The sequence below is a fragment of the Salinivibrio sp. VGrn1 genome (assembly GCF_009377995.1).
GTDB lineage: Bacteria > Pseudomonadota > Gammaproteobacteria > Enterobacterales > Vibrionaceae > Salinivibrio > Salinivibrio siamensis.
Genome location: NZ_SATA01000004.1, coordinates 22778 through 43328 on the forward strand (window position 1 = coordinate 22778; position 20551 = coordinate 43328).

At 50.6% G+C, this 20551-nt stretch carries 21 protein-coding genes; 9 read left to right on the forward strand and 12 right to left on the reverse strand.

Going from position 1 to position 20551, the window contains the following annotated elements:
- Positions 1–29: 29 nt before the first annotated feature.
- From rseP to rpsB, 8 genes are all read right to left on the reverse strand, one after another.
- Positions 30–1385: a sigma E protease regulator RseP gene (gene rseP, locus EHW56_RS07550; RefSeq protein WP_046074182.1), complete on the reverse strand. Its 1356-nt coding sequence runs from the start codon at positions 1383–1385 to the stop codon at positions 30–32.
- Positions 1382–2578 carry a 1-deoxy-D-xylulose-5-phosphate reductoisomerase gene (ispC, locus tag EHW56_RS07555; protein WP_152797179.1) on the reverse strand — a complete coding sequence of 399 codons (1197 nt, stop codon included), beginning with the start codon at positions 2576–2578 and terminating at the stop codon, positions 1382–1384. The genes rseP and ispC overlap by 4 nt, the downstream gene beginning before the upstream one ends.
- Positions 2579–2596: 18 nt before the next feature.
- A complete protein-coding gene (locus EHW56_RS07560) occupies positions 2597–3448 on the reverse strand; it encodes a phosphatidate cytidylyltransferase (RefSeq protein ID WP_046074180.1) in 852 nt (283 codons plus the stop codon).
- 15 nt (positions 3449–3463) lie between these two features.
- Complete coding sequence (locus EHW56_RS07565) at positions 3464–4234, reverse strand: isoprenyl transferase (RefSeq protein ID WP_046074179.1); 771 nt, start codon at positions 4232–4234, stop codon at positions 3464–3466.
- Between the two features lie 75 nt (positions 4235–4309).
- Positions 4310–4867, reverse strand: a complete 558-nt coding sequence (frr, locus tag EHW56_RS07570; protein WP_046074178.1) for a ribosome recycling factor — start codon at positions 4865–4867, stop codon at positions 4310–4312.
- A gap of 53 nt (positions 4868–4920) precedes the next feature.
- On the reverse strand, positions 4921–5649 hold the full coding sequence (pyrH, locus tag EHW56_RS07575) for a UMP kinase (protein ID WP_046074177.1): 729 nt from the start codon (positions 5647–5649) through the stop codon (positions 4921–4923).
- An 82-nt stretch (positions 5650–5731) separates the two neighbouring features.
- The gene (gene tsf, locus EHW56_RS07580; protein ID WP_046074176.1) at positions 5732–6574 is read right to left on the reverse strand and encodes a translation elongation factor Ts; all 843 of its coding nucleotides are present in this window, start codon (positions 6572–6574) and stop codon (positions 5732–5734) included.
- A 132-nt stretch (positions 6575–6706) separates the two neighbouring features.
- Positions 6707–7435, reverse strand: a complete 729-nt coding sequence (gene rpsB, locus EHW56_RS07585; RefSeq protein WP_046074175.1) for a 30S ribosomal protein S2 — start codon at positions 7433–7435, stop codon at positions 6707–6709.
- A 446-nt stretch (positions 7436–7881) separates the two neighbouring features.
- Here rpsB and map point away from each other — a divergent pair, with 446 nt between their 5' ends.
- The 3 genes from map (at position 7882) to EHW56_RS07600 (ending at position 11805) form a co-directional block, all read left to right on the forward strand.
- The gene (map, locus tag EHW56_RS07590; protein ID WP_152797181.1) at positions 7882–8676 is read left to right on the forward strand and encodes a type I methionyl aminopeptidase; all 795 of its coding nucleotides are present in this window, start codon (positions 7882–7884) and stop codon (positions 8674–8676) included.
- A 54-nt stretch (positions 8677–8730) separates the two neighbouring features.
- Entirely contained in the window at positions 8731–11349 is a 2619-nt protein-coding gene (glnD, locus tag EHW56_RS07595; protein WP_152800403.1) for a bifunctional uridylyltransferase/uridylyl-removing protein GlnD, read from the forward strand.
- A gap of 78 nt (positions 11350–11427) precedes the next feature.
- Complete coding sequence (locus tag EHW56_RS07600) at positions 11428–11805, forward strand: DUF3461 family protein (RefSeq protein WP_046074172.1); 378 nt, start codon at positions 11428–11430, stop codon at positions 11803–11805.
- 60 nt (positions 11806–11865) lie between these two features.
- Here EHW56_RS07600 and truC read toward each other — a convergent pair whose 3' ends face one another.
- Together truC and EHW56_RS07610 are read right to left on the reverse strand one after the other, a co-directional pair.
- Positions 11866–12618: a tRNA pseudouridine(65) synthase TruC gene (truC, locus tag EHW56_RS07605; RefSeq protein WP_227486503.1), complete on the reverse strand. Its 753-nt coding sequence runs from the start codon at positions 12616–12618 to the stop codon at positions 11866–11868.
- Positions 12615–12932 carry a YqcC family protein gene (locus tag EHW56_RS07610; RefSeq protein WP_046074171.1) on the reverse strand — a complete coding sequence of 106 codons (318 nt, stop codon included), beginning with the start codon at positions 12930–12932 and terminating at the stop codon, positions 12615–12617. The genes truC and EHW56_RS07610 overlap by 4 nt, the downstream gene beginning before the upstream one ends.
- Before the next feature lie 139 nt (positions 12933–13071).
- Between EHW56_RS07610 and EHW56_RS07615 the strand changes: the two genes are divergently transcribed.
- The 4 genes from EHW56_RS07615 (at position 13072) to EHW56_RS07630 (ending at position 15861) form a co-directional block, all read left to right on the forward strand.
- Positions 13072–14124, forward strand: coding sequence for a DUF3549 family protein (locus tag EHW56_RS07615; RefSeq protein WP_046074170.1), 1053 nt, complete (start codon positions 13072–13074; stop codon positions 14122–14124).
- The gene (locus EHW56_RS07620) at positions 14114–14437 is read left to right on the forward strand and encodes a DUF3301 domain-containing protein (RefSeq protein ID WP_152797185.1); all 324 of its coding nucleotides are present in this window, start codon (positions 14114–14116) and stop codon (positions 14435–14437) included. The genes EHW56_RS07615 and EHW56_RS07620 overlap by 11 nt, the downstream gene beginning before the upstream one ends.
- A gap of 875 nt (positions 14438–15312) precedes the next feature.
- On the forward strand, positions 15313–15546 hold the full coding sequence (locus EHW56_RS07625) for a DUF2789 domain-containing protein (RefSeq protein ID WP_046074168.1): 234 nt from the start codon (positions 15313–15315) through the stop codon (positions 15544–15546).
- Between the two features lie 36 nt (positions 15547–15582).
- On the forward strand, positions 15583–15861 hold the full coding sequence (locus EHW56_RS07630) for a hypothetical protein (RefSeq protein ID WP_077578881.1): 279 nt from the start codon (positions 15583–15585) through the stop codon (positions 15859–15861).
- Here the strand turns inward: EHW56_RS07630 and EHW56_RS07635 are convergent.
- On the reverse strand, positions 15858–16637 hold the full coding sequence (locus tag EHW56_RS07635; protein ID WP_152797187.1) for a Zn-ribbon-containing protein: 780 nt from the start codon (positions 16635–16637) through the stop codon (positions 15858–15860). The genes EHW56_RS07630 and EHW56_RS07635 overlap by 4 nt on opposite strands.
- Positions 16634–17182 (reverse strand): SecY-interacting protein, encoded by a 549-nt coding sequence (syd, locus tag EHW56_RS07640; RefSeq protein ID WP_152797189.1) that lies wholly within the window; start codon positions 17180–17182, stop codon positions 16634–16636. Before syd ends, EHW56_RS07635 begins: the two co-directional genes overlap by 4 nt.
- A 63-nt stretch (positions 17183–17245) precedes the next feature.
- On the opposite strand from syd, the gene queF reads away from it, so the two are divergent.
- Entirely contained in the window at positions 17246–18094 is an 849-nt protein-coding gene (gene queF / locus EHW56_RS07645; RefSeq protein WP_046074164.1) for an NADPH-dependent 7-cyano-7-deazaguanine reductase QueF, read from the forward strand.
- 57 nt (positions 18095–18151) lie between these two features.
- Positions 18152–20497, forward strand: a complete 2346-nt coding sequence (locus tag EHW56_RS07650) for a GGDEF domain-containing protein (RefSeq protein WP_152800404.1) — start codon at positions 18152–18154, stop codon at positions 20495–20497.
- The last annotated feature ends 54 nt before the right edge of the window (positions 20498–20551 follow it).

Genomic DNA, 20551 nt, shown 5'->3' on the forward strand with positions numbered 1-20551 from the left:
TATCTGACTTATCCTTGAATACTAACCGTTTAAAGTCGGGCGAAGTCGTTAAACAATGCCACTGCCATTACCATCATCAACACGGCAGCGCCGATTCGATACCCAAAGTCCTGCACACGCTCCGATACCGGTCGCCGTGTGACAGCCTCAATCCCAAAGAACAGCAAATGGCCGCCATCCAATACGGGCAGAGGGAGTAAATTGATAATGCCTAGGTTCACACTAATCAGTGCCATAAACCCTAAAAATGAGATCAGCCCGATCTCCGCGGTCATCCCCGCGCCTTTTGCTATCGATATTGGGCCACTCAAATTATTCACCCCAACATCGCCGGTAATCAGTTTTTTGATCATATTGACCGTCATACTGATCACTTGGCCTGTTTTCCCCACTGCCTCCGGTATCGCTGCGAATGGTCCATACTGTTGGGTGAATCGATATGACTCGGGCCACTCGTCCATTTGCGGCGCAATGCCAGCATAGCCTGTGACCTCACCATGACTGCGACGCGCATCCGGCGTTAATACCACAGATTGACGCTGTCCCTGTCGCAATATTGTCAGCGACAGGGCTTGGTCTGGGCTCGCTTTAATCACCTCGACCAAGCGCTGCCATGACGACAGCTCGGTATCAGCCACTGCAATAATTTTGTCGCCTTGCTTGAGACCCGCTTGCTCTGCCGCGCTTCCTTCTACCACTTGCGCGATCGATAAAGTAATCGCAGGGCGATAGGGGGTGATCCCCAGCGTCGTCAGAGGTGATTGGTGCTCTGGGTCAAACTGCCATTGGCGTAAATCCAGTTGATAGTCTCTGCCATAACTAGACGTTGGGCTCGGTTTGGCGGTGAGGGTCATGCTCTCATCACCAATGTGACCAATCAACGCAAAATTAACAGCTTGCCAATCAGCGGTTTCGACGCCTGAAACCTGGGTTAGTTCCATACCTGGTTCAATTCCCGCTTCTGCCGCGATCGAATTGGGTGCAATTTCACCAATCACAGGTTTGACGGCAGGAACACCTATCATCATCACCAGCCAGTATGCAAAAACGGCAAATACGAAATTAGCGATGGGGCCAGCGGCAACAATAGCACTGCGCTGCCACAAAGGCTGGTTGTTAAATGCGCGCGGTTTATCAGCATCCGGCACCGCTTCGATGCGCTCGTCCAGCATTTTGACATAGCCGCCAAGGGGGATCGCGGCAATCACATATTCGGTACCATCCTTACCAAATTTTCGCCACAATGCGCGACCAAAACCAATGGAAAAGCGCTCCACTTTCACGCCACAACGGCGAGCCACCCAAAAATGGCCGAACTCGTGAATCGCAACCAGTATGCCCAACGCGACGATAAACGCCGCTGCATTCCATAGAAATCCGCTCATGGTGTCACCTTAGCAATCTGCTCATTTGCAGTGATGCGCGCTATTCTATCCAGCTCAAATAAGCAATCCAAGCTTGTTGGCGTAGGAAGCGAGGACTGGGTCAAAACCTGTTCATTGATACGCGCAATATCCATAAACCCGATTTTTCCTGCCAAAAAGGCTGCTACCGCCTGTTCGTTGGCCGCATTCAAGCTCGTCGTCGCCGCTTGTCCTTGCTCGCAGGCCGCGATCGCGAGCGATAAGCAGGGATAACGTCGAGCATCCGGTGCCATAAAGGTAAATTCGCCAATTTGGGTAAAATCCAGCGGCGCAACGGAGGCATGAACACGCTCAGGGTACCCCATCGCATGAGCAATAGGGGTACACATATCTGGCGTCCCTAATTGTGCTAACACCGAGCCGTCACACATTTGCACCATGGAGTGGATCACTGACTGAGGATGGATCACCACCTCCAGCTGTTCAGGCTTGGCGTTGAATAACCAACGCGCTTCTATGTATTCCAAGCCTTTATTCATCATGGTGGCTGAGTCGACTGAGATTTTAGGGCCCATCGACCAGTTCGGATGTGCGACTGCCTCTTCGACGCTCACACTGGCAAGACTTTGCGGATCGCGATAACGGAACGGGCCACCAGAGCCGGTTAACAGGATTTTGCTGACCCCCGCGGCATGAAGATCGCAACGCCCAGGTGTGTGTTGAACCGCCTGCGGCAAGCATTGAAAAATGGCATTGTGTTCACTGTCGATAGGGAGCAGCTCGGCGCCATATTGATAAACGGCGTCAATAAAGAACTGTCCAGACATCACTAAGGCTTCTTTATTGGCAAGCAGAACACGTTTGCCCGCCTTCACCGCCGCCATGGTCGAGGATAACCCTGCCGCCCCAACCACGGCAGCCATCACCATATCTACCTCAGGTAGCGAAGCCAGTTGACACAGCCCCTCCTCTCCAGCAAGCACCTCGGTAGCTAGGCCTTTGCTCGCGAGTCTTTTCCTGAGCTGCTGAGCAGCATCGTGGTCGGCCATCGCCGCATAAGCGGGCTGCCAACAAAGACACAAAGCGGTCATTTTTTCCACATTGGTATGGGCAGCCAGTGCCACTACCTTATACTGCTCAGGGTTCGCTTCAACCACTTTCAATGTGCTTGAACCAATCGAACCTGTCGCGCCTAACACGGTGATTTTTTGCATTTCAACGACTCGTTTCACTTAATTCGCAAACGCGAAGTACAACACGGTAAAAACAGGGAATGCCGCCGTCAGACTATCAATACGATCGAGAATGCCGCCGTGACCGGGCAGCAGGTTCCCGCTGTCTTTAATCCCTGCCACACGCTTAAACATGCTTTCCGCGAGATCCCCCAATACCGACGCAAGGGCCGTCACCATTGCAATCGCCAACAAGATACCGAGGTTGGCAAAATGAAGCTCGAGGACATGGGCGCCAAGCCAGGTCACACCGACCGCTGCGGAAAGTCCACCCAGCAACCCTTCGAGGGTTTTATTAGGGCTTACCGCCGGCGCCATTTTGTGTTTGCCAAATTTCTTTCCGGCAAAGTAAGCGCCACTATCGGCGCACCACACCAATACAAAGACCAGTAAGACTAGCTTCGCACCGTAATAGGTCGAAAACTGATAGTCCGCCGCCCGCAATAACAACACACTCCACATAAACGGCAGCATAGTAAGCAGGCCAAAGACAAGACGGAGTAGCTTGCTGTGAGTCCAATAGTTACCCGAGCGCGGGAACGCGAGCACTAAAACGGTGGCAAACAGCCACCACGCCGCCCCCGCAGCAGCAACCGCAAAAGGCGGAAAACGTACGTGCCCCAATGCCATGGCATCAAAAGGGAGAGCAAACAGAGACAATGCCAACGCAGCAGCGGGAATGATAAAAGTCAGCAGGCGTGAAGACGCTGAAACAAATTGCGTCCACTCCCATAGCCCAATAAGCGTGACGACCGCTATCGCTGCCACAAAGGCAGGAAAGGGTAAGTAGAAGACGCCCGCGACCACTAACGGGACTAATAAAGCCGCGGTTAAAACTCGTTGTTTGAGCAAACTGATTCCTCGTGGTTACTTGTCCGTTGTTATCATGGCTTTGATTTGCTCGCCCGTGCAACCAAACCGTCGCTCCCGGTTGACGTACCAAGCCACAGCATCATACAAACTCTGTTCGTTGAAGTCCGGCCAATATTGCTCGGTGAAACACAGCTCGGCATAAGCGGCTTGCCATAAAATAAAGTTACTAATGCGACACTCCCCGCTGGTGCGGATCATCAAGTCCACATCCGGCAAGTCGGCCAACATGAGATGGCGCGCAATATCTTGTTCGCCAATATCATTGGGCTGCAACTGTCCTGCCGCGACTTCTTCAGCCACACGGCGTGTGGCCTGAGTGATGTCCCACTGCCCACCATAATTGGCAGCAATATTGAGCACTAAACGGTCATTGTCAGCCGTTAGGGCTTCGGCTTCGGCTATTTTGGCTTGCAGTGACGGGCTAAAGCGAGAGGTATCACCGATGATGCGTAGTTGCACCCCATGACTGTCGAGTCGTTTAACTTCACGAGAAAGCACATTGATAAACAGCTCCATCAATACACTCACTTCGTCTTCAGGGCGACGCCAGTTCTCGCTGCTAAATGCAAACAAGGTGAGGGCTTTTACCCCGATTTCAGACGCTGCTTTCACCGTTTTACGCACCGCTTTCACACCCGCTTTATGTCCAAACACACGGGCTTTGCCTCGTGCCTTGGCCCAGCGTCCATTACCGTCCATGATTACGGCAATGTGCTGCGGTAAAGCGGCAGATTCGAGCTGCGCATCAAGAGACTGGGAACTCATGTTTCTCCTTGGCAAATAAAAAGCGCTGTACTGCACGCACAGCGCTTTAGCATCGGCGGTAAAGTCTAATGAGATTTAGACTTCCATCAACTCTTTTTCTTTTGCATCAAGAAGTGCATCAACATTCTTGACCGCTTCGTCAGTCAACTTTTGAATATCATCTTGCGCACGACGTTCATCATCTTCAGAGATTTCTTTGTCTTTAAGCAGCGCTTTAAGCTCATTGTTAGCGTCACGGCGAATGTTACGAATGGCCACACGGCCTTGCTCGCCTTCGGCACGCACTACTTTCACCATGTCTTTACGACGCTCTTCGGTCAGCGGCGGCAAAGGGACACGGATCACTGTGCCGGCAGAGGCTGGGTTGAGACCCAAGTCTGAGGTCATGATTGCTTTTTCAACCGCTTGAGTCACTTGCTTGTCGTATACGCTGATCGCCAACGTACGCGCATCTTCAGCCACGATAGAGGCGAGCTGATTAAGTGGCGTTGGAGCCCCATAATACTCGACAGTGATCCCCTCCAGTAAACTGGGGTGAGCACGGCCTGTGCGCAATTTACCTAGCGTGTGTTTTAGCGCCTCTACACTTTTATCCATACGCGCTTTCGCGTCGTCTTTTATGTCATTAATCACGGGAGTATCCTTGCGATTGAATTAGTTTGTAAGATTATGCCACCAATACCGGCTTAGCTGTTAGTGATCAAAGTGCCTTCTGCCTCGCCCATCACGACACGGCGCAATGCACCTGGCTTGTTCATATTAAAGACACGAAGTGGCAACTTATGATCGCGTGCTAACGTAAATGCGGCCAAATCCATCACTTTCAACTCTTTTTCTAAAACATCTTGATATGTCAGCGAGTCATAAAGCGTTGCATCCGGGTTTTTGGTTGGGTCATCACTGTAAACACCATCAACCTTGGTTGCCTTAATCACGATATCAGATTCAATTTCGATACCGCGTAAGCACGCCGCCGAATCCGTGGTGAAGAAAGGGTTACCTGTCCCGGCGGAGAATATCACCACGCGACCATTGCGAAGCTGGCTAATCGCTTCTGCCCAATTGTAGCTATCACACACACCATTCAAGGGAATGGCTGACATCACTCGCGCGTTCACATAGGCACGATGAAGTGCGTCACGCATTGCCAATCCGTTCATCACGGTGGCTAACATACCCATGTGATCGCCCACAACACGGTTCATTCCCGCCTCAGCAAGACCAGCACCACGGAATAGATTACCGCCGCCGATAACCAAACCCACTTGAACACCCAGCTCGACCAGTTCTTTGATTTCTTGTGCCATGCGATCTAGCACGGCGGGATCAATCCCGAATCCATCATCGCCCTGCAGGGCTTCACCGCTAAGTTTAAGTAAAATTCGTTGATAAGCTGGCTTAGGATTTGTAGTCATTTCACTACCTTTCTATTAGGCACTAGTTAGGGAAGAAGGTTATGGAAGACCGCGGCGAGCACCGCGGTCTGAGTCAGAAAAATTAGCTTTGTTGTGCCGCAGCAACTTCTGCAGCAAAGTCTACTTCTTCTTTCTCGATGCCTTCGCCCACTTCAAAGCGGATGAAGTCGGTCACTTCGGCACCTTTCTCTTTCAGCATTTGGCCCACAGTTTGTGATGGGTCCATGACGAATGCTTGACCCGTCAGAGAAATTTCACCGGTGAATTTCTTCATGCGGCCAGCAACCATTTTCTCTGCGATGTCAGCAGGCTTGCCTGATTCCATTGCGATATCAACCTGAATTTGCTTCTCTTTCTCTACCACGTCGGCAGGTACATCTTCAGGGTTAACATAGTCAGGCTTAGACGCTGCAATGTGCATAGCCACGTGCTTGATGGTTTCTTCGTCCGCTTTTGCCGCAACGATAACACCGATGCGACCGCCGTGACGGTAAGAACCCACTTTCTCGCCTTCGATGAATGAAACACGACGGATATCCATGTTTTCACCAATTTTCGCGACGAGATCAGCACGCTGCTGTTCAAATTTTTCTTTCAGCGCGTCGATTTCAAGGCCTTCAGCCAGTGCAGTTTCAGCAACTTGATCAGCAAATTCCGCGAAGTTTGCGTCTTTTGCAACGAAGTCAGTTTCACAGTTGATCTCAACGATCGCTGCTTTGCCTTCGTTTTCTTTCACTAGGATCACACCTTCAGCAGCAACACGGCCAGCTTTTTTCGCTGCTTTTGCCGCACCGCTCTTACGCATGTTCTCGATTGCCACTTCGATATCTGCGTTCGCTTCAACCAGTGCTTTTTTACATTCCATCATGCCAGCGCCAGTGCGCTCGCGAAGTTCTTTAACCAGGGCAGCGGTAACAGTTGCCATTGTTCAATCCTCGATTCGAAACTATTTGGGTAAAAAACAGGGGCCCGAAATCGGCCCCTGCTAACCATACTTAGCTTACAGCATGAAAGATGACACGCTGATGGCTAAGAACGCTCACAAGGAGCTGTCGTCTTATTCAGCGACTTCAACCAGCTCGTCTTCTGCTTGCGCAACGATGTCTTGGCTACGGCCTTCTTTGTAAGCGTCAGACGCGGCATTCAGGTAAAGCTGGATAGCGCGGATTGCGTCATCGTTACCTGGAATGACGTGGTCAACGCCGTCTGGGTTAGAGTTAGTATCTACCACTGCAAATACTGGGATACCCAGGTTGTTCGCTTCTTTGATGGCAATGTGCTCGTGATCCGCATCGATAACGAACATTGCATCAGGCAGGCCGTTCATGTTCTTGATACCACCCAGTGATTTGTCGAGCTTTTCCATCTCACGGGTGTACATCAGTGCTTCTTTCTTGGTCAGCTTCTCAAACGTACCGTCAGTAGACTGAGTTTCCAGGTCTTTCAGACGCTTGATAGATGTACGAACGGTTTTCCAGTTAGTGAGCATGCCGCCCAACCAACGGTTGCTTACATAAAACTGCTCGCAGTTTTCTGCTGCCGCTTTTACCGCTTCGCTTGCTGCGCGCTTAGTACCAACGAACAGGACTTTACCTTTACGCTCACCGATTTTTGACAGTTCAGCCAAAGCATCGTTAAACATTGGTACAGTTTTCTCAAGGTTGATGATGTGCACCTTGTTACGTGAACCAAAGATGAAAGGCTTCATTTTTGGGTTCCAGTAACGAGTTTGGTGACCGAAGTGTACGCCCGCCTTGAGCATGTCGCGCATTGAAACAGTAGCCATTATAATTTCCTCTTGGGGTTAGGCCTCCACATATCCCATTCACCGACCCGCTTGAGGGCACCCCGGTTAATGTGTCGATATGTGTGTGATTTAAAATAAAAAGTATTGAGTGAAGACCATCAAACTGAAACCCAGCTCGGCTAGATTGATCACAATGACGGTTTTCGGCGCGCTTTATACCACAAAAACACCAGCAAAATCCAGCAATATTGCGCATTCGGTCAAGCGTGGTTGCCACTGCATCTCATCGGGATCCTGCCCCTTTTGGTTTCCAGAATGCAGATGGCTTGGTACCATAGCGCCACATCATACGGCTGATCACCTCAGTCACTGCGGCAAGCGTAGCAGGTCTGGGCGGCTGTGCTCGATGATACCGAGCGTGAAAAGATCCGGCTCTCGTTCTTATCGTCATCATTGAGCGACCCAAATTAAAGTGAGAAAGCAAAATGACAATCCCGATTAAAACAGAAGAAGAAATTGAAAAAATGCGCGTCGCTGGCCGCTTGGCGTCCGACGTGCTCGTCATGCTTGGCGACCATGTAAAACCCGGTATCACCACGCGTGAGCTGGATGACATTGCCCACCAATACATGACTGAAGTGCAAGGCACCACGCCGGCTACCTTGGACTACCACGGTTTTCCAAAGTCAATGTGCACCTCGATTAACCACGTGGTTTGTCACGGCATTCCGAATGATAATGATGTGTTGCAGGATGGCGATATTGTCAACATCGATGTGACCGTGATTAAAGATGGCTACCATGGCGATACCTCAAAGATGTTTTTAGTCGGAGAGGCCTCTTTGGAAGACAAACGTCTTTGTCGTGTGACACAAGAAAGTCTCTATCACGCGATCAAAAAGGTAAAGCCGGGGGCTACCGTGGGTGAGCTCGGGACCGCCATTCAAAAATTCATTAAAAATAGCAATACACGCTACTCTATCGTGAAAGAGTACTGTGGGCATGGCATTGGTGCGAGCTTCCATGAAGACCCTCAAGTGGTGCACTACAAAAATAATGATCGCACTGTACTCAAACCTGGCATGTGCTTCACCATTGAGCCTATGATTAATGCAGGTAAATACGGTACCGTGCTTGATGAAGACGACGGCTGGACGGTATACACCATCGACGGTAAGAAATCGGCCCAGTGGGAGCACACCCTGCTGGTCACCGAGACGGGCGTCGAGGTATTAACGTTGAGAGAGGAAGAAAACCTCCCGCGTTACATCAACCACTAATCCAACCCTTAAAAGCCGGCTTCGCTCCGGCTTTTTTTTGCGCAAAGGATCGCCATGACAGACACAGTGATTACGCCACAACACCTTGAGGATGATCAGCTCGACCCCATCACCCTCAAAGCCCAATTTCAGCAATTGCTTGAACAGCAAAAACAGGACTTTTTGGCCAATGTTCCTGTGGCGGAATTGGTGTACCAGCGCACCGATTATATGGATGCCTTACTGGCACGCTTGTGGCATCACTTTGGGTTCGCACACACCTCACTTGCCTTAGTCGCGGTGGGGGGATATGGTCGGCGCGAACTGCACCCTCTGTCGGATATCGATTTACTCCTGCTCTGCCAGGCCCCATTAGATGCTCGCCAGCAACAAAGTTTAAGCGATCTGCTTACTCTTTTATGGGATTTAAAGCTCGAAGTCGGCCACAGTGTACGCACCGTCGACGAGTGCATTCGGGTTGGGCTGGACGATTTGACTGTCGCCACCAACTTACAAGAATCTCGCTTATTATGTGGTGACGCGCAGCTTTTTGATGCGCTTGAAACGCGCGTGCATGATGACAGCTTTTGGCCCAGCGAACGGTTTTATCAAGCCAAAGTTGAAGAACAAAAAGCCCGCCACCGCCGCTATCATGACACCGCCTACAAGCTTGAGCCTGATTTGAAACTCAGTCCTGGCAGCCTGCGCGATATTCACACCTTATCGTGGATTGCGCGCCGTCACTTTGGTGCCACCAGCTTACGAGAGATGAGTGATTTTGGCTTTTTAACCGACGCGGAATATCGCGAGCTCAATGAGTGTCAAAATGTATTGTGGCGAATTCGCTTTGCGCTTCACCTTGAGCTGCGCCGTTACGAGAATCGCCTCACCTTCGCGCATCAAACATCGGTCGCGGAACTACTCGGTTACCGCGGTGAAGGGAATCGTGCGGTCGAAACCATGATGAAAGACTTCTTCCGCACGCTTGGGCGGGTCGGTGAGCTCAACAAAATGCTGCTACAAATCTTTGATCAAGTGATCATCGATAATGGTCGCGCTGGAGAAATCGACGTCTTAAGTGATGATTTTCAGCGCTGCGGACGCACCATCGAAGCGCGCAAACCCGCGCTATTTCAAGCGCGACCGGAAACCATTCTCGACATGATGCTGCATATTGCCAATGACACGTCGATTGAAGCGATTGCAGCGCCTACCCTGCGGCAGTTGCGTACAGCAAGACGTCGACTCAATCACTTTTTGTGTCAGCAAGAAGACGCGCGCGAAAAATTCATGGCCTTGGTTCGTCACCCCAATGCGCTGCACAAGGCCTTTGGCTTAATGCATCGCCACGGGGTGATGTCAGCCTACTTACCACAGTGGAGTCAAATTGTTGGGCAGATGCAGTTTGACTTGTTCCATGTCTACACGGTTGATGAGCACACGATCCGACTGCTCAAACATATGCGCTTATTTGATGACGAGGCCAACCGAGACCGCCATCCGATCTGTTGTGATGTCTTCCCCCGTTTAGCACGCCGCGAGCTTTTGTTGATTGCAGCCATTTTCCATGACATTGGCAAGGGACGTGGGGGGGATCATAGCGAAATTGGCGCCATTGAATCGCATGATTTTTGTTTAGAGCATGGCTTGTCAAAACCAGAAGCGAATATTGTTAGCTGGCTCGTCCGTAATCACTTATTGATGTCCGTCACCGCACAGCGCCGCGATATATACGATCCTGATGTTATCACCGATTTTGCCAAAGAAGTGCGCGACGAAGAACGACTGGATCTCCTCCTTTGTCTCACCGTCGCAGACATTAATGCCACCAACCCAGACTTATGGAACAGTTGGAAGCGCACACTGATCGCAGAGCTGTATTACTCTACACAAAAAGCGCTCCGCCGAGGCTTAGAAAACCCGCCAGATGTGCGTGAACGCATTCGTCATAACAAACATTTAGCGGCTGCCATGTTACGTAAGCAAGGCCATAGCCCGAGGGATATAGAAGTGTTATGGCAGCGTTTCAAGGCGGACTACTTTCTGCGCCATACCCATAAACAAATTGCTTGGCACAGTGAGCATCTCCTTCATCACACCGGCGACGCCCCACTGGTGCTGGTAAGTAAAAAAGCAACCCGTGGCGGGACCGAGATTTTTGTTTACTGCCAAGACCGGCCCAGTTTGTTTGCGCGCGTGGTAGCGGCTCTCGATAAGAAAAACCTGAGCGTCCATGATGCACAAGTGATGACCAGTAAAGATGGTCACGCCCTCGATACCTTTATGGTGCTAGACCAAAATGACGATGCCATTCCTCTTGACCGTCACCCGAGCATTATCAAAGGGGTCAGCAAGGCGCTGGGAGAAACCGGGACAATGACTATCCCCAAACGGCGAGCACCGCAAAAACTTCAGCATTTTTCGGTTAAAACCCAGGTACTTTTCTTACCCACGAAAAACGGTCGTCGCACATTGATGGAGCTAGTAGCACTCGACACACCTGGACTACTGGCTCGGGTCGGGGCCGTCTTTGCACGCCAAAATGTCAGTGTCCATGCCGCTAAAATCACCACCATTGGCGAGCGCGCCGAAGACTTTTTTATCGTCACCGACGCACAGAACCAAGCATTAACTTCCGAGCATCAGGAACAGTTAAAAGCGGCACTGGAGAAAGCGCTCGCTCGCGCCAAGTAACAAGCAACCCCCATCAACTATGCTAAGCGACGGTGAGTTCGTCGCTTAATCGAGAAAACATTCAACCATGAGGTGGCTATGTATCAGCAGTTGAAAAATATCGGTATTGAACATCCGGAAAAGATTGAGCGTTATTCTCTGCGTCAAGAAGCCAGTTATGACACGCTCAAAGTGTACTTCAGCAAGCAAAAGGGCGACCTTTTTGCGCGAAGCATGAAATTTAAGTATCCACGCCAGCGGAAGAATGTGGTTGTCGACAGTGGCACCGGACGCTCTCGAGAGGTCACTGAGATCAACCGCAGCTTGTCTCTGGTGATCGATGAACTGGATCGTATCGTTCAGCACGAGCACACCGAACAAGACGTGAAGCAAAAAGTACTCACCGATCTCCGTCATCTGGAAAAAGTGGTCGCCAGTAAGATTGCCGAAATCGAAGCCGAGCTAGATAAGCTCTAACACGTATATTGGTGCGGCCTGCAAGGTGCGGCCTGCAAGGTGCGGCCTGCAGCGGGCTGTTTACGCCAAGGAGGTTGTGCAAGGCACATCCCACTCCAATGCCGACAGGACACGCTGCCACGTGGTATCGAGCGGCGCCTGTACCTTGACCGTCTCAGCGCTAACGGGATGGATAAACTGCATCTCATTGGCATGAAGTAAAAGCTGATGGCAGTGAAAATGCTCGCGGAAAACACGATTGTGCCTTCCGTCGCCATGCGTAGTATCGCCAATAATCGGATGACTGAGGTGATGCATGTGGCGACGCAATTGGTGTTTTCTTCCCGTTTGCGGCTGCATCGCCACGAGGCTATAACGGCTGGTCGCATACCGTCCTGTTGCGATAGGCAGCTCCACCGACGCCAGCGGTTGATAATCCGTCACGGCCGGTTTGGCCGTGGGCGGCTGGCTCGCCTTTTTATCTGCTATTTTGTCTTGTTCTTCCACCAGTGGGTAATCGAGTCGACTGGCCTCTGTGATCCAGCCTCTGACCACCGCATAGTAGGCTTTTTTAATCTGCCCTTGCGCAAACTGAGGCATCATCAAGGACGCCACCTCGCTCGACAGCGCAAACACCAACACACCAGACGTCGGTTTATCGAGTCGGTGTAAAGGGTAAACATGCTGACCAATCTGATCCCTTAGTGTCTGCATAACAAAACGCGTTTCCCCTTTATCCAGCCACGAACGATGGACCAGCATCCCTGCAGGCTTTTTCACCACAACCAATGACTCATCGCGGTATAAAATGGATAATGGTTGTTCACTCATCATTGGGTTAAAAGCGCATCAATACGATAAGTTACTTTGACCACCGCCGTCGCCCCTTGCTGCTCTTTCATCGCTTCTTCCACATAGGGGGCGATTTCAAAATTTCTTGGCAACGGCTGGCGAGCAACCACCAAGGCACGCATTTTGGGTATAAATATCCACTGTAACCACTCATGGCAATCAAGCGTATCCACCGCAAAAGGCTCGCGGCTGGCCAGTCGTTTAGGTGATGGTGGCTCGGACTGGAGTAGGTCACACGCATCTAACACTTGCTCAAGCTCATCCAGAAGTTGCTCACACTGTTGGTAAAGTGTCATTGACAATCCCATCATTACTCAAATTAGAAACCGCGAAGCATAGCATGATCCCGACAAAGACAACATCAACAAGACAAGCATCTAGCCAGGAAAAACTGATATACTCGCGCGCATCAAGCGATAACTAAGAGCGGACATCATGGAAACGGTTCACGCCCTCAGCGCCCTATTCGACCACGCCGGTTGTCAATTCAGTATTTACGACCTAGGCCGTCGTGTTTGTCAACTGGATGAAACGGCCTTTCGTGCGGTTGAGGCCAATCAACAACCTTACCCTTACCCCTTGCGTCAACACGCGCATATGGCTATCGCCTTTTGGCCGCCAGGCGGCGCTCCTTGGGTATGGTTCTTAAAAATGCCTCTCGATGAACGCGGCCTCCTCAATCACACCGCGATGGGAGACTTTTTACAGTATGTCAGTGCGGCCATGGGAGAGCGCTTAACCGCGACACCGAATAAAGAGCAGCGTGAGAAACTGGCCAATAACCCTTATACGTTTACGCCCACCGACGACAAAATGGCGATGTTTCATGCCACATTGACCTATCAACTGGGCCGGCCAGCTAGCCAGTATTATGATCATGCACAGCATTATTTAAATGGCGAGCTTGGCTGGGATAATTGGCAAGGGGTGGGCCTACAAGGGCTCGCTGATACCTGTGTACGCATGGCCGAGCAAAACAATGCCACTCGCGTCCGCAAAGCGCTCAATCATCTACCGACCACGCCACTGTACGCCCTTCTCGGGTGCTTGGAGCACTGCCAAATCAATGACAAACTCGCGGCAAGCTTGCGCGATATGTTTCAGCAAATGTGTCAGACGCAAGAGGTTGATATTTTTTTGGTCAGCGCATTAATCCGCGCACATGCGGGCGCCCCATCAGCCACTCGGCATCAACTGATTGATGCGGTACTTGATCGCGCTGAATTACACCATCGCGAGATTTTTGTCGCGATAGCCGGTCGCTGCTGGCATCACTTGACCGATGATGCTGCTCTGGATCGCTTTTTGATTGCTCTCGCCGATCAGCACGATGCGACGTTATTTCAACAGGTTTATGCGGATCTGGTGATGTTACCTCCCCTTCGTGGCGCGCTATTGGGTCGTTTACATGGCCATACATCACCCGCTCTGACTCAAGCAATGGCACGCATGCAGCAAGCGGTGAAGCAAACCCACCATGATCACTGATCTATTGACCATTCTCTTGGTTGTTGTTGTCGCTTTACTGTTCTGGCAACAGCGGCGACAATCCGAGCAAGCGCACCAGTACATTCGCCAATACTGCCAGCGGATGGAGTTGCAATTATTGTCTATCGCACGAGGCCGTCACACCATACGGAGAACTGAGCAAGGGTGGCAATGGCTCACTCAATACTGGTTCGAGTTTTCTGCCACCGGGGATGATCATTATATCGGTCACGCTCAGCTTCGAGGGTTAAGATTAAAGGCTATAGACACACCGGTTCATGCGATGCCAAGAGCAGGCCAAACCGACGGTTAGATGTCACCCGACAACGCCAACCATGTTGATACTAAAAAGGCGGGGATAATTATTCGCGCGACGTGAAAAGCTGTACTAGATTAGAAGTATGGTGCACACGCAAGGTTAGTGCTAACGGTGCGTGACAGGGAGTCACCGGTGTCGGTTTAACCGGCCAGAAAAAAGGAAAGGGCGCAGCTTGCGCCGCGCCCTAGAGTTTTACTTGCAGCCATCCTGCTACTAAAAGGTGCTCCCTGCATCATTCCTTGATCAGTCGCCAAATCCTTCAGCGTCGTTCCATGTCTCTCCGTCTTGGAGGTGTCCTTTCGTCATCCTGACAAACCGAAATTCCCGTTTTCGATAAGCTCTCCATCCTGGAGGTGTCCATGACTTCGTCCTGAAGTAGTCCTTAAGCCCCCATCCTGGGTTGTCCTAAGTCTTCCTGACGTACAAGCTTCCTGCTTGTAGAGAACGGCTCCATCCGTTGTCCTTTTTGCAATCCATGCCAGCGCTTCTTCCTGAAGTACTGCCTCATCCTGAGGTACCAAGTCCTTGGTGATTCCTGTTCCCTGTGTCAGTTCCCTTCCGACACCGATAAGATTACGCGACTGAGCGTTTGGTACAAGCCATTCTCACCTGCTCAATCTCTCATTTTTTATCTTAAACCAAAGAATAAACAGTAAGCACATGTAATAGAAGAAAAAATAAAAACAAGGGGGTCAATTTTCGTAGCAAGATTCTGCTTTTATCCCACGCTCTTGTAAGAGATATCTCACACGGAGCAGGGACCTTTTCTATGCATTGTCCTATGCTCACAGGCACCGCTTCATCACAACATGGGGCGGAGGCTGCTACTATAGTGAGTATAGACGCGTATCGAGCAGCCGGGAGGGACAATGGAAACCTTTCAACACGACTTACAGCACCTGTTTGAGCAGCTGGGCTTAGCAACCGATAAGGCCTCAATTGAGCACTTCCTATCCAGCCACTGTTTGGTTGAAGGGCAAACACTGGTCGATGCCCCATTTTGGAACGCGGCACAACGGGCGTTTATTGATGAAGCCATAAAGGAAGACGCGGATTGGGCGGAACAGGTTGATATGCTTGATGCGCTGCTGAGAAAGCCCTAATCTTTCTCTCTCCTGTTCTGTCGCTAGGATTAACTGATGAGCTATCAAGCTGAGCTGGCGCGAGCACTCAAGGTGCTCGACGCAAAAGGGCAAACCGTCACCGTGGCAAAGGTGAAAGCCCAATTGACAACGCAAGTCCCCCTCCCCTTGATTATTCAAGCGGTGAAGAGCGCGAAGACCAATACACCGCTACCCGAGATACCCGTCGATGACATCAAGCTATCTGATGCTGAGCGTATCAGCCAGCTCGAACAACACGTGGCCGAGTTAAGCGAGCGATTAGCGACGCTAGAAGCCCAGTATTCAAGCCGCTAAGCCAGTTTAAAGTCCCAAGAAAGGTTGGATACTAGCCGGCAACGGTCGCATTTAAACAGAAAAATATCGTGTAACGGGGCCTCAAGCCGCCAAGGCTCGCCACACTGAGGGCATGGACGATGAAGCTCACTCTCTTTATCTTTACCGCCAACACGATATTGATAGTAGTAAGTCGGCGTGCCTGTTAAGTACTCTATCCGCCCACGTAAATCCCAACCGCGTTGAAATAGGCGCGTATTGGGACACCCAATTTCATTCAAGCCTGCAAATTCGGCATCGCTGGCACCGGCCATTTGTAACTCATCACAGGCTTGCCATTCTGTTTGCCATTTGATGACCGCTTTGTGATCACCGTTAAAGGTGGCGGGTAAGCGATAAAGCGGGATGGGGAGCAGGGTATCACCACAACGCAGCGGCGAACACGTGTGAACAAAGGTGGTGTAAAGCACTTGCCAGGCCGGTGAGACACTTGGAGCGGCTTGTTCTGAGTTCAAATCGCGCCCCAGCACACGCACTTTCGGTTGGGTTAAGCACGCATCGGCTAGCTGCTGTAAAGCCCGTTTCACTTGTGGGCTGTGAAAGCGTGGGTGCAAGGCGTCTTCATCTGGGCAGACAACACGAAGCTGAAACTGGCCTTCTTGCATCAAGATCGGAAACTCGCGTCCAAGCACCTGGCCATTATAACGTAATGCATCCATGAGGCCGTTGATAGTACGGTCGACCGCACTAACGGTGGTATTATCAAAGCACTCAAAGGTCAGTTCCGTGAGAATCATGCCACATCAACCTCTAATGCCGCGAGAAATGTTTCCAGGTTGGGGGCAATCACATCACGCGTCCCTTTATTAAGGGTTTCTCTGATCACTTCTCCGCTCATGTTATCAATTGCAATGATCACCATTTCATCGGCTGTGGTCGCAATAAAGACACTCGGCGTAAGCTTGCGCTGACGCTGCATCATCAGATGCCCCAAGATATTTTCTTGTAAGCGCGCCAAGTCATCATCACTCCATACCTGAAGCAAGCTTATCGACTCCCCCTGATAACGAACCGATAAATCTGCACAATAAAATGCGTTGTAAAAATCTTTAATATCGCTATGCAAACGCAACGCAATTGCTTGTTCTACATTGGAAAAATCGGCCAAAGCGTCGCGCTTGACCGGTTGCCATTGTAGTTGGTGATCGTTTTCGCTCACAACACATGGAGATGGCAAGCCAATGTAGGCATCTGTACAGGGTAAATGTTGATAATGACTCTGCCATACCGCCATATAATTCTGTGTTAGCGCCCAAAGGGCACGATGTACTGTGTTCTCCATTCGCAACCTATAGCAAGATTCAGTAAACTTTACCCATTCTACTTGAATCAATAGCAGATCCGTATGAGCAATTATCAAGATGCCGATGCCCTCGCCAATTTATCACTTGGCGAAAAAACAGATTATCCAACCCAGTACGATCCGTCACAACTGCGTGCCGTCCCTCGCGCGCTAAATCGTCAGGCCATCGGACTAGATAATGCGCCGATGCCCTTTACCGGTTACGACACCTGGACCTTGTATGAGCTGTCATGGCTCAACAAAAATGGTTTGCCCCAGGTCGCGATTGGCGAAGTCCGTCTACCGGCCTCTAGCCCCAACTTGATCGAGTCAAAATCATTTAAGCTGTACCTCAATAGCTTTAATCAAACCCGCTTTGATAACTGGCAACAGGTAGCTAACGCATTGCAAACCGATTTATCCGCCTGTGCGGGCGAAGAGGTGGATGTCACCTTATCACCGCTCAGTGAGTTAGAGGGAGAAACCATCGCTGGCCTAGCGGGTGAATGCATCGATCACCAAGACATCAGCATCGATGACTACACATTTAACCCAGACTGGCTCGACGGTGCCGCTCAAGGCGCGGTTGTGTCTGAGACCCTTCACAGCCATTTACTCAAATCAAATTGCCTGATTACCAATCAGCCAGACTGGGGCTCGGTGAGAATCGCCTATAAAGGCAACAAGATAAACCGTGAGAAGCTGCTTCGCTACTTGGTGTCATTTCGTGAGCACAATGAGTTTCATGAGCAATGTGTGGAGCGCATTTTTATGGATATCATGCGTTTTTGCCAGCCAGAAAAGCTCACCGTTTATGCCCGTTACACGCGTCGCGGTGGTTTAGATATTAATCCATACCGTACGAACATGGGTAAAACACCAAGCGAAAACAACCGTTTGGCAAGACAATAACACCACAGGCTGCCTGCGGGCAGCCTTTCTCTCATCGCTTTATTTAGAGGATGGCGCATGCGCATCAGCCGACTACTCGTAGGCCTGCTTTTTTGGTTAACGTCGATAACGGCGTTTGCCGCTATCCACTCCTCACCTGTGCTAACCAATGCCGAAAAGCTTCTCGAGACCTCTCCAGCGCAATCGTTGGAAATCAGCAATCGGTTTTTAGCCCAACGCCGCCTAACCACAGGTGCCAACCGCTCACACGTCAATAACGACACGGATCGCTCGATTCGCACGCCATTGCATACCGTGTATGCCTATTTGATCAGTGCCCGAGCCTATGCGTATCTCGATCAACCCATAGAGGCTAAAGCCGCGCTACAAAAAGCGTATCAAGTGGTCGATGAATACGACTTAAAACACGTACAAGTGCAAGTTTTACTGACCGAGGCCTCTCTTATCTGGCACCTTGATCGCGACTCGACGCGCGCCTTAGCGACACTCGATGCCGCCCAAAAAGCGATTAAAGCCTTGCCGGAAAACAGCTTAAACGGCCAAGCAAGCCGCTTTAAAAGCGCTTTACTGCGTGCCAATATTCTCGCGGCAACCGCAGACAGTGAAACCGCGCTTGTCGCCTATGAGAATGCGCGAAGCCAGCTTAGCAATGATCCCCAAGACTTGCGGGATAAAGTCGAGTTTCAGCTCTCGTTGGGCGGCTTTTTACTCGACCAAAAGCAACATGAAAGTGCCCTTACCGAGTTACTCAGTGCTTTCTGGATAGCAAGCGAGAACGAATACACGGCATTGATTGCGGATGCCAATATGAAGCTGGCCAAGCTGTATAACCAGCAAGGCGTGCTCAATCAAGCCCTTGAGCACGCGAACCAAGCCGCTGCCTTTTTTGAGCACTTCTCATTAAGCCGGCGTTTATCAGCGTCACAGCGCCTCTTGGCCACCATTTATGAGCAGCAAGCCCGTTATAATTTTGCCTTGGTGCATTATTTTAATGCGCTTGAAATTGAGCAAGCACTCGGTCGCCTCCAACCGCTTGCGCAAGTCCACCTAGCCATCGCTCGCACTTATTATCAGCTAGAGCATTTCCCGCTCAGTGACAGATACATTCAAGATGCGTTAAGACTGGTCGGTAGCCTACCCAACTCGCCGCTGACCACACAGGCAATGTTGTTACAAGGACGTATTCATCTTGCACTGTCTCAACCAAAGCAAGCAGAGAAAGAAATTCGCACCGCACTGGAGCGAGCAGAGGTAGAAAAAGACCGCAAAACCATGACGATGGCGCATCACGCCCTCTCCAAAGCCTTGGAATCGCAAGGCAAGTATCAAGCGGCTCTGATGATGCAACGTGATTATGAAAAGCTGCGCGCACAGCAAACACAATCAGAGCAACAGCAACAAGCCGATACCTTTAAACAACAACAGCGTGTGGTCGAGCGACAGCTACAGATGGATGAATTGCAGCGCCAGCTAGATAGCGCACACCAAGAGCAGCTCCACCTACAAAAGGTCAACTATTTCCTACTAGGCAGCCTTGGGGTGTTAGTGGCCATTGTTTACCTTCGTCATCGTGCCGCGCTGATGCGTCAGGGAGAACTCGAAGAGCTGCGTGATGACTTTTATACGCACCCGCGCACCGGGCTGAGGAACTTACGCATGCTGAATGCCAAGTTACCGCGTTCGTTGGAAAAAAGTAACGCCAACTTTGAGCAATGGTATCTGAACGACATGATCCACCAGCCACTCAGTGATCGGCTACGCTTTGCCATGTTCGATGTAGCCTTTCTAAAAGCGCTATTTTTGCGTCTCGGCTATCAAAGGGCGCAAGATATCGAGCGTCAGCTTGGCGACTATTTGTCCGAGCGTGTCACTCAATCTGGCCGCTTATATCATTTCGCCGATACCTTGTTTATTTATATCGAGACCAATTGGGATCAAGATACCCAGCCTGATGCGCTTGCTCATTTTGTGCAGTCTTTGATCGCAGACTTTGTCAGCCACTACCAAAGCTGTCAGGCACAAACGGTGAATGCAGGTCACCAACCTCCAGCGCTCACGCCGCAAGTCGCCATTGGTCTCGCGGAATACCCTTTTTTACCGCGCGCGTACACATCGATTAATGACCAAGAGTTAATCGAGATTTTATTAACGGCTACTCATCAAGCCAGTGATCTCGCGCAACAGACCGGAGAAAGTCATTGGGTACACTTTAGCGCGATTAACACAGCGCCCGCCGCGAGCTTCGTGAACACCAACTTACGTCATGCTTGCTTGAAAGGGATTGACTCTGGATTGGTAAAGGTTAAATCTTCAGCGAACGACTTATTGAACTGGCAGAAGGATCACGAATCTGATAAAAAGCCATCGTCAGTTATTGATGATCAGAGCAATAAGTCGGTATAGCTACAGGTAGTTAGTGAAACTGTTTTCGCTACCAATGGCGCCAAAACGCGAATA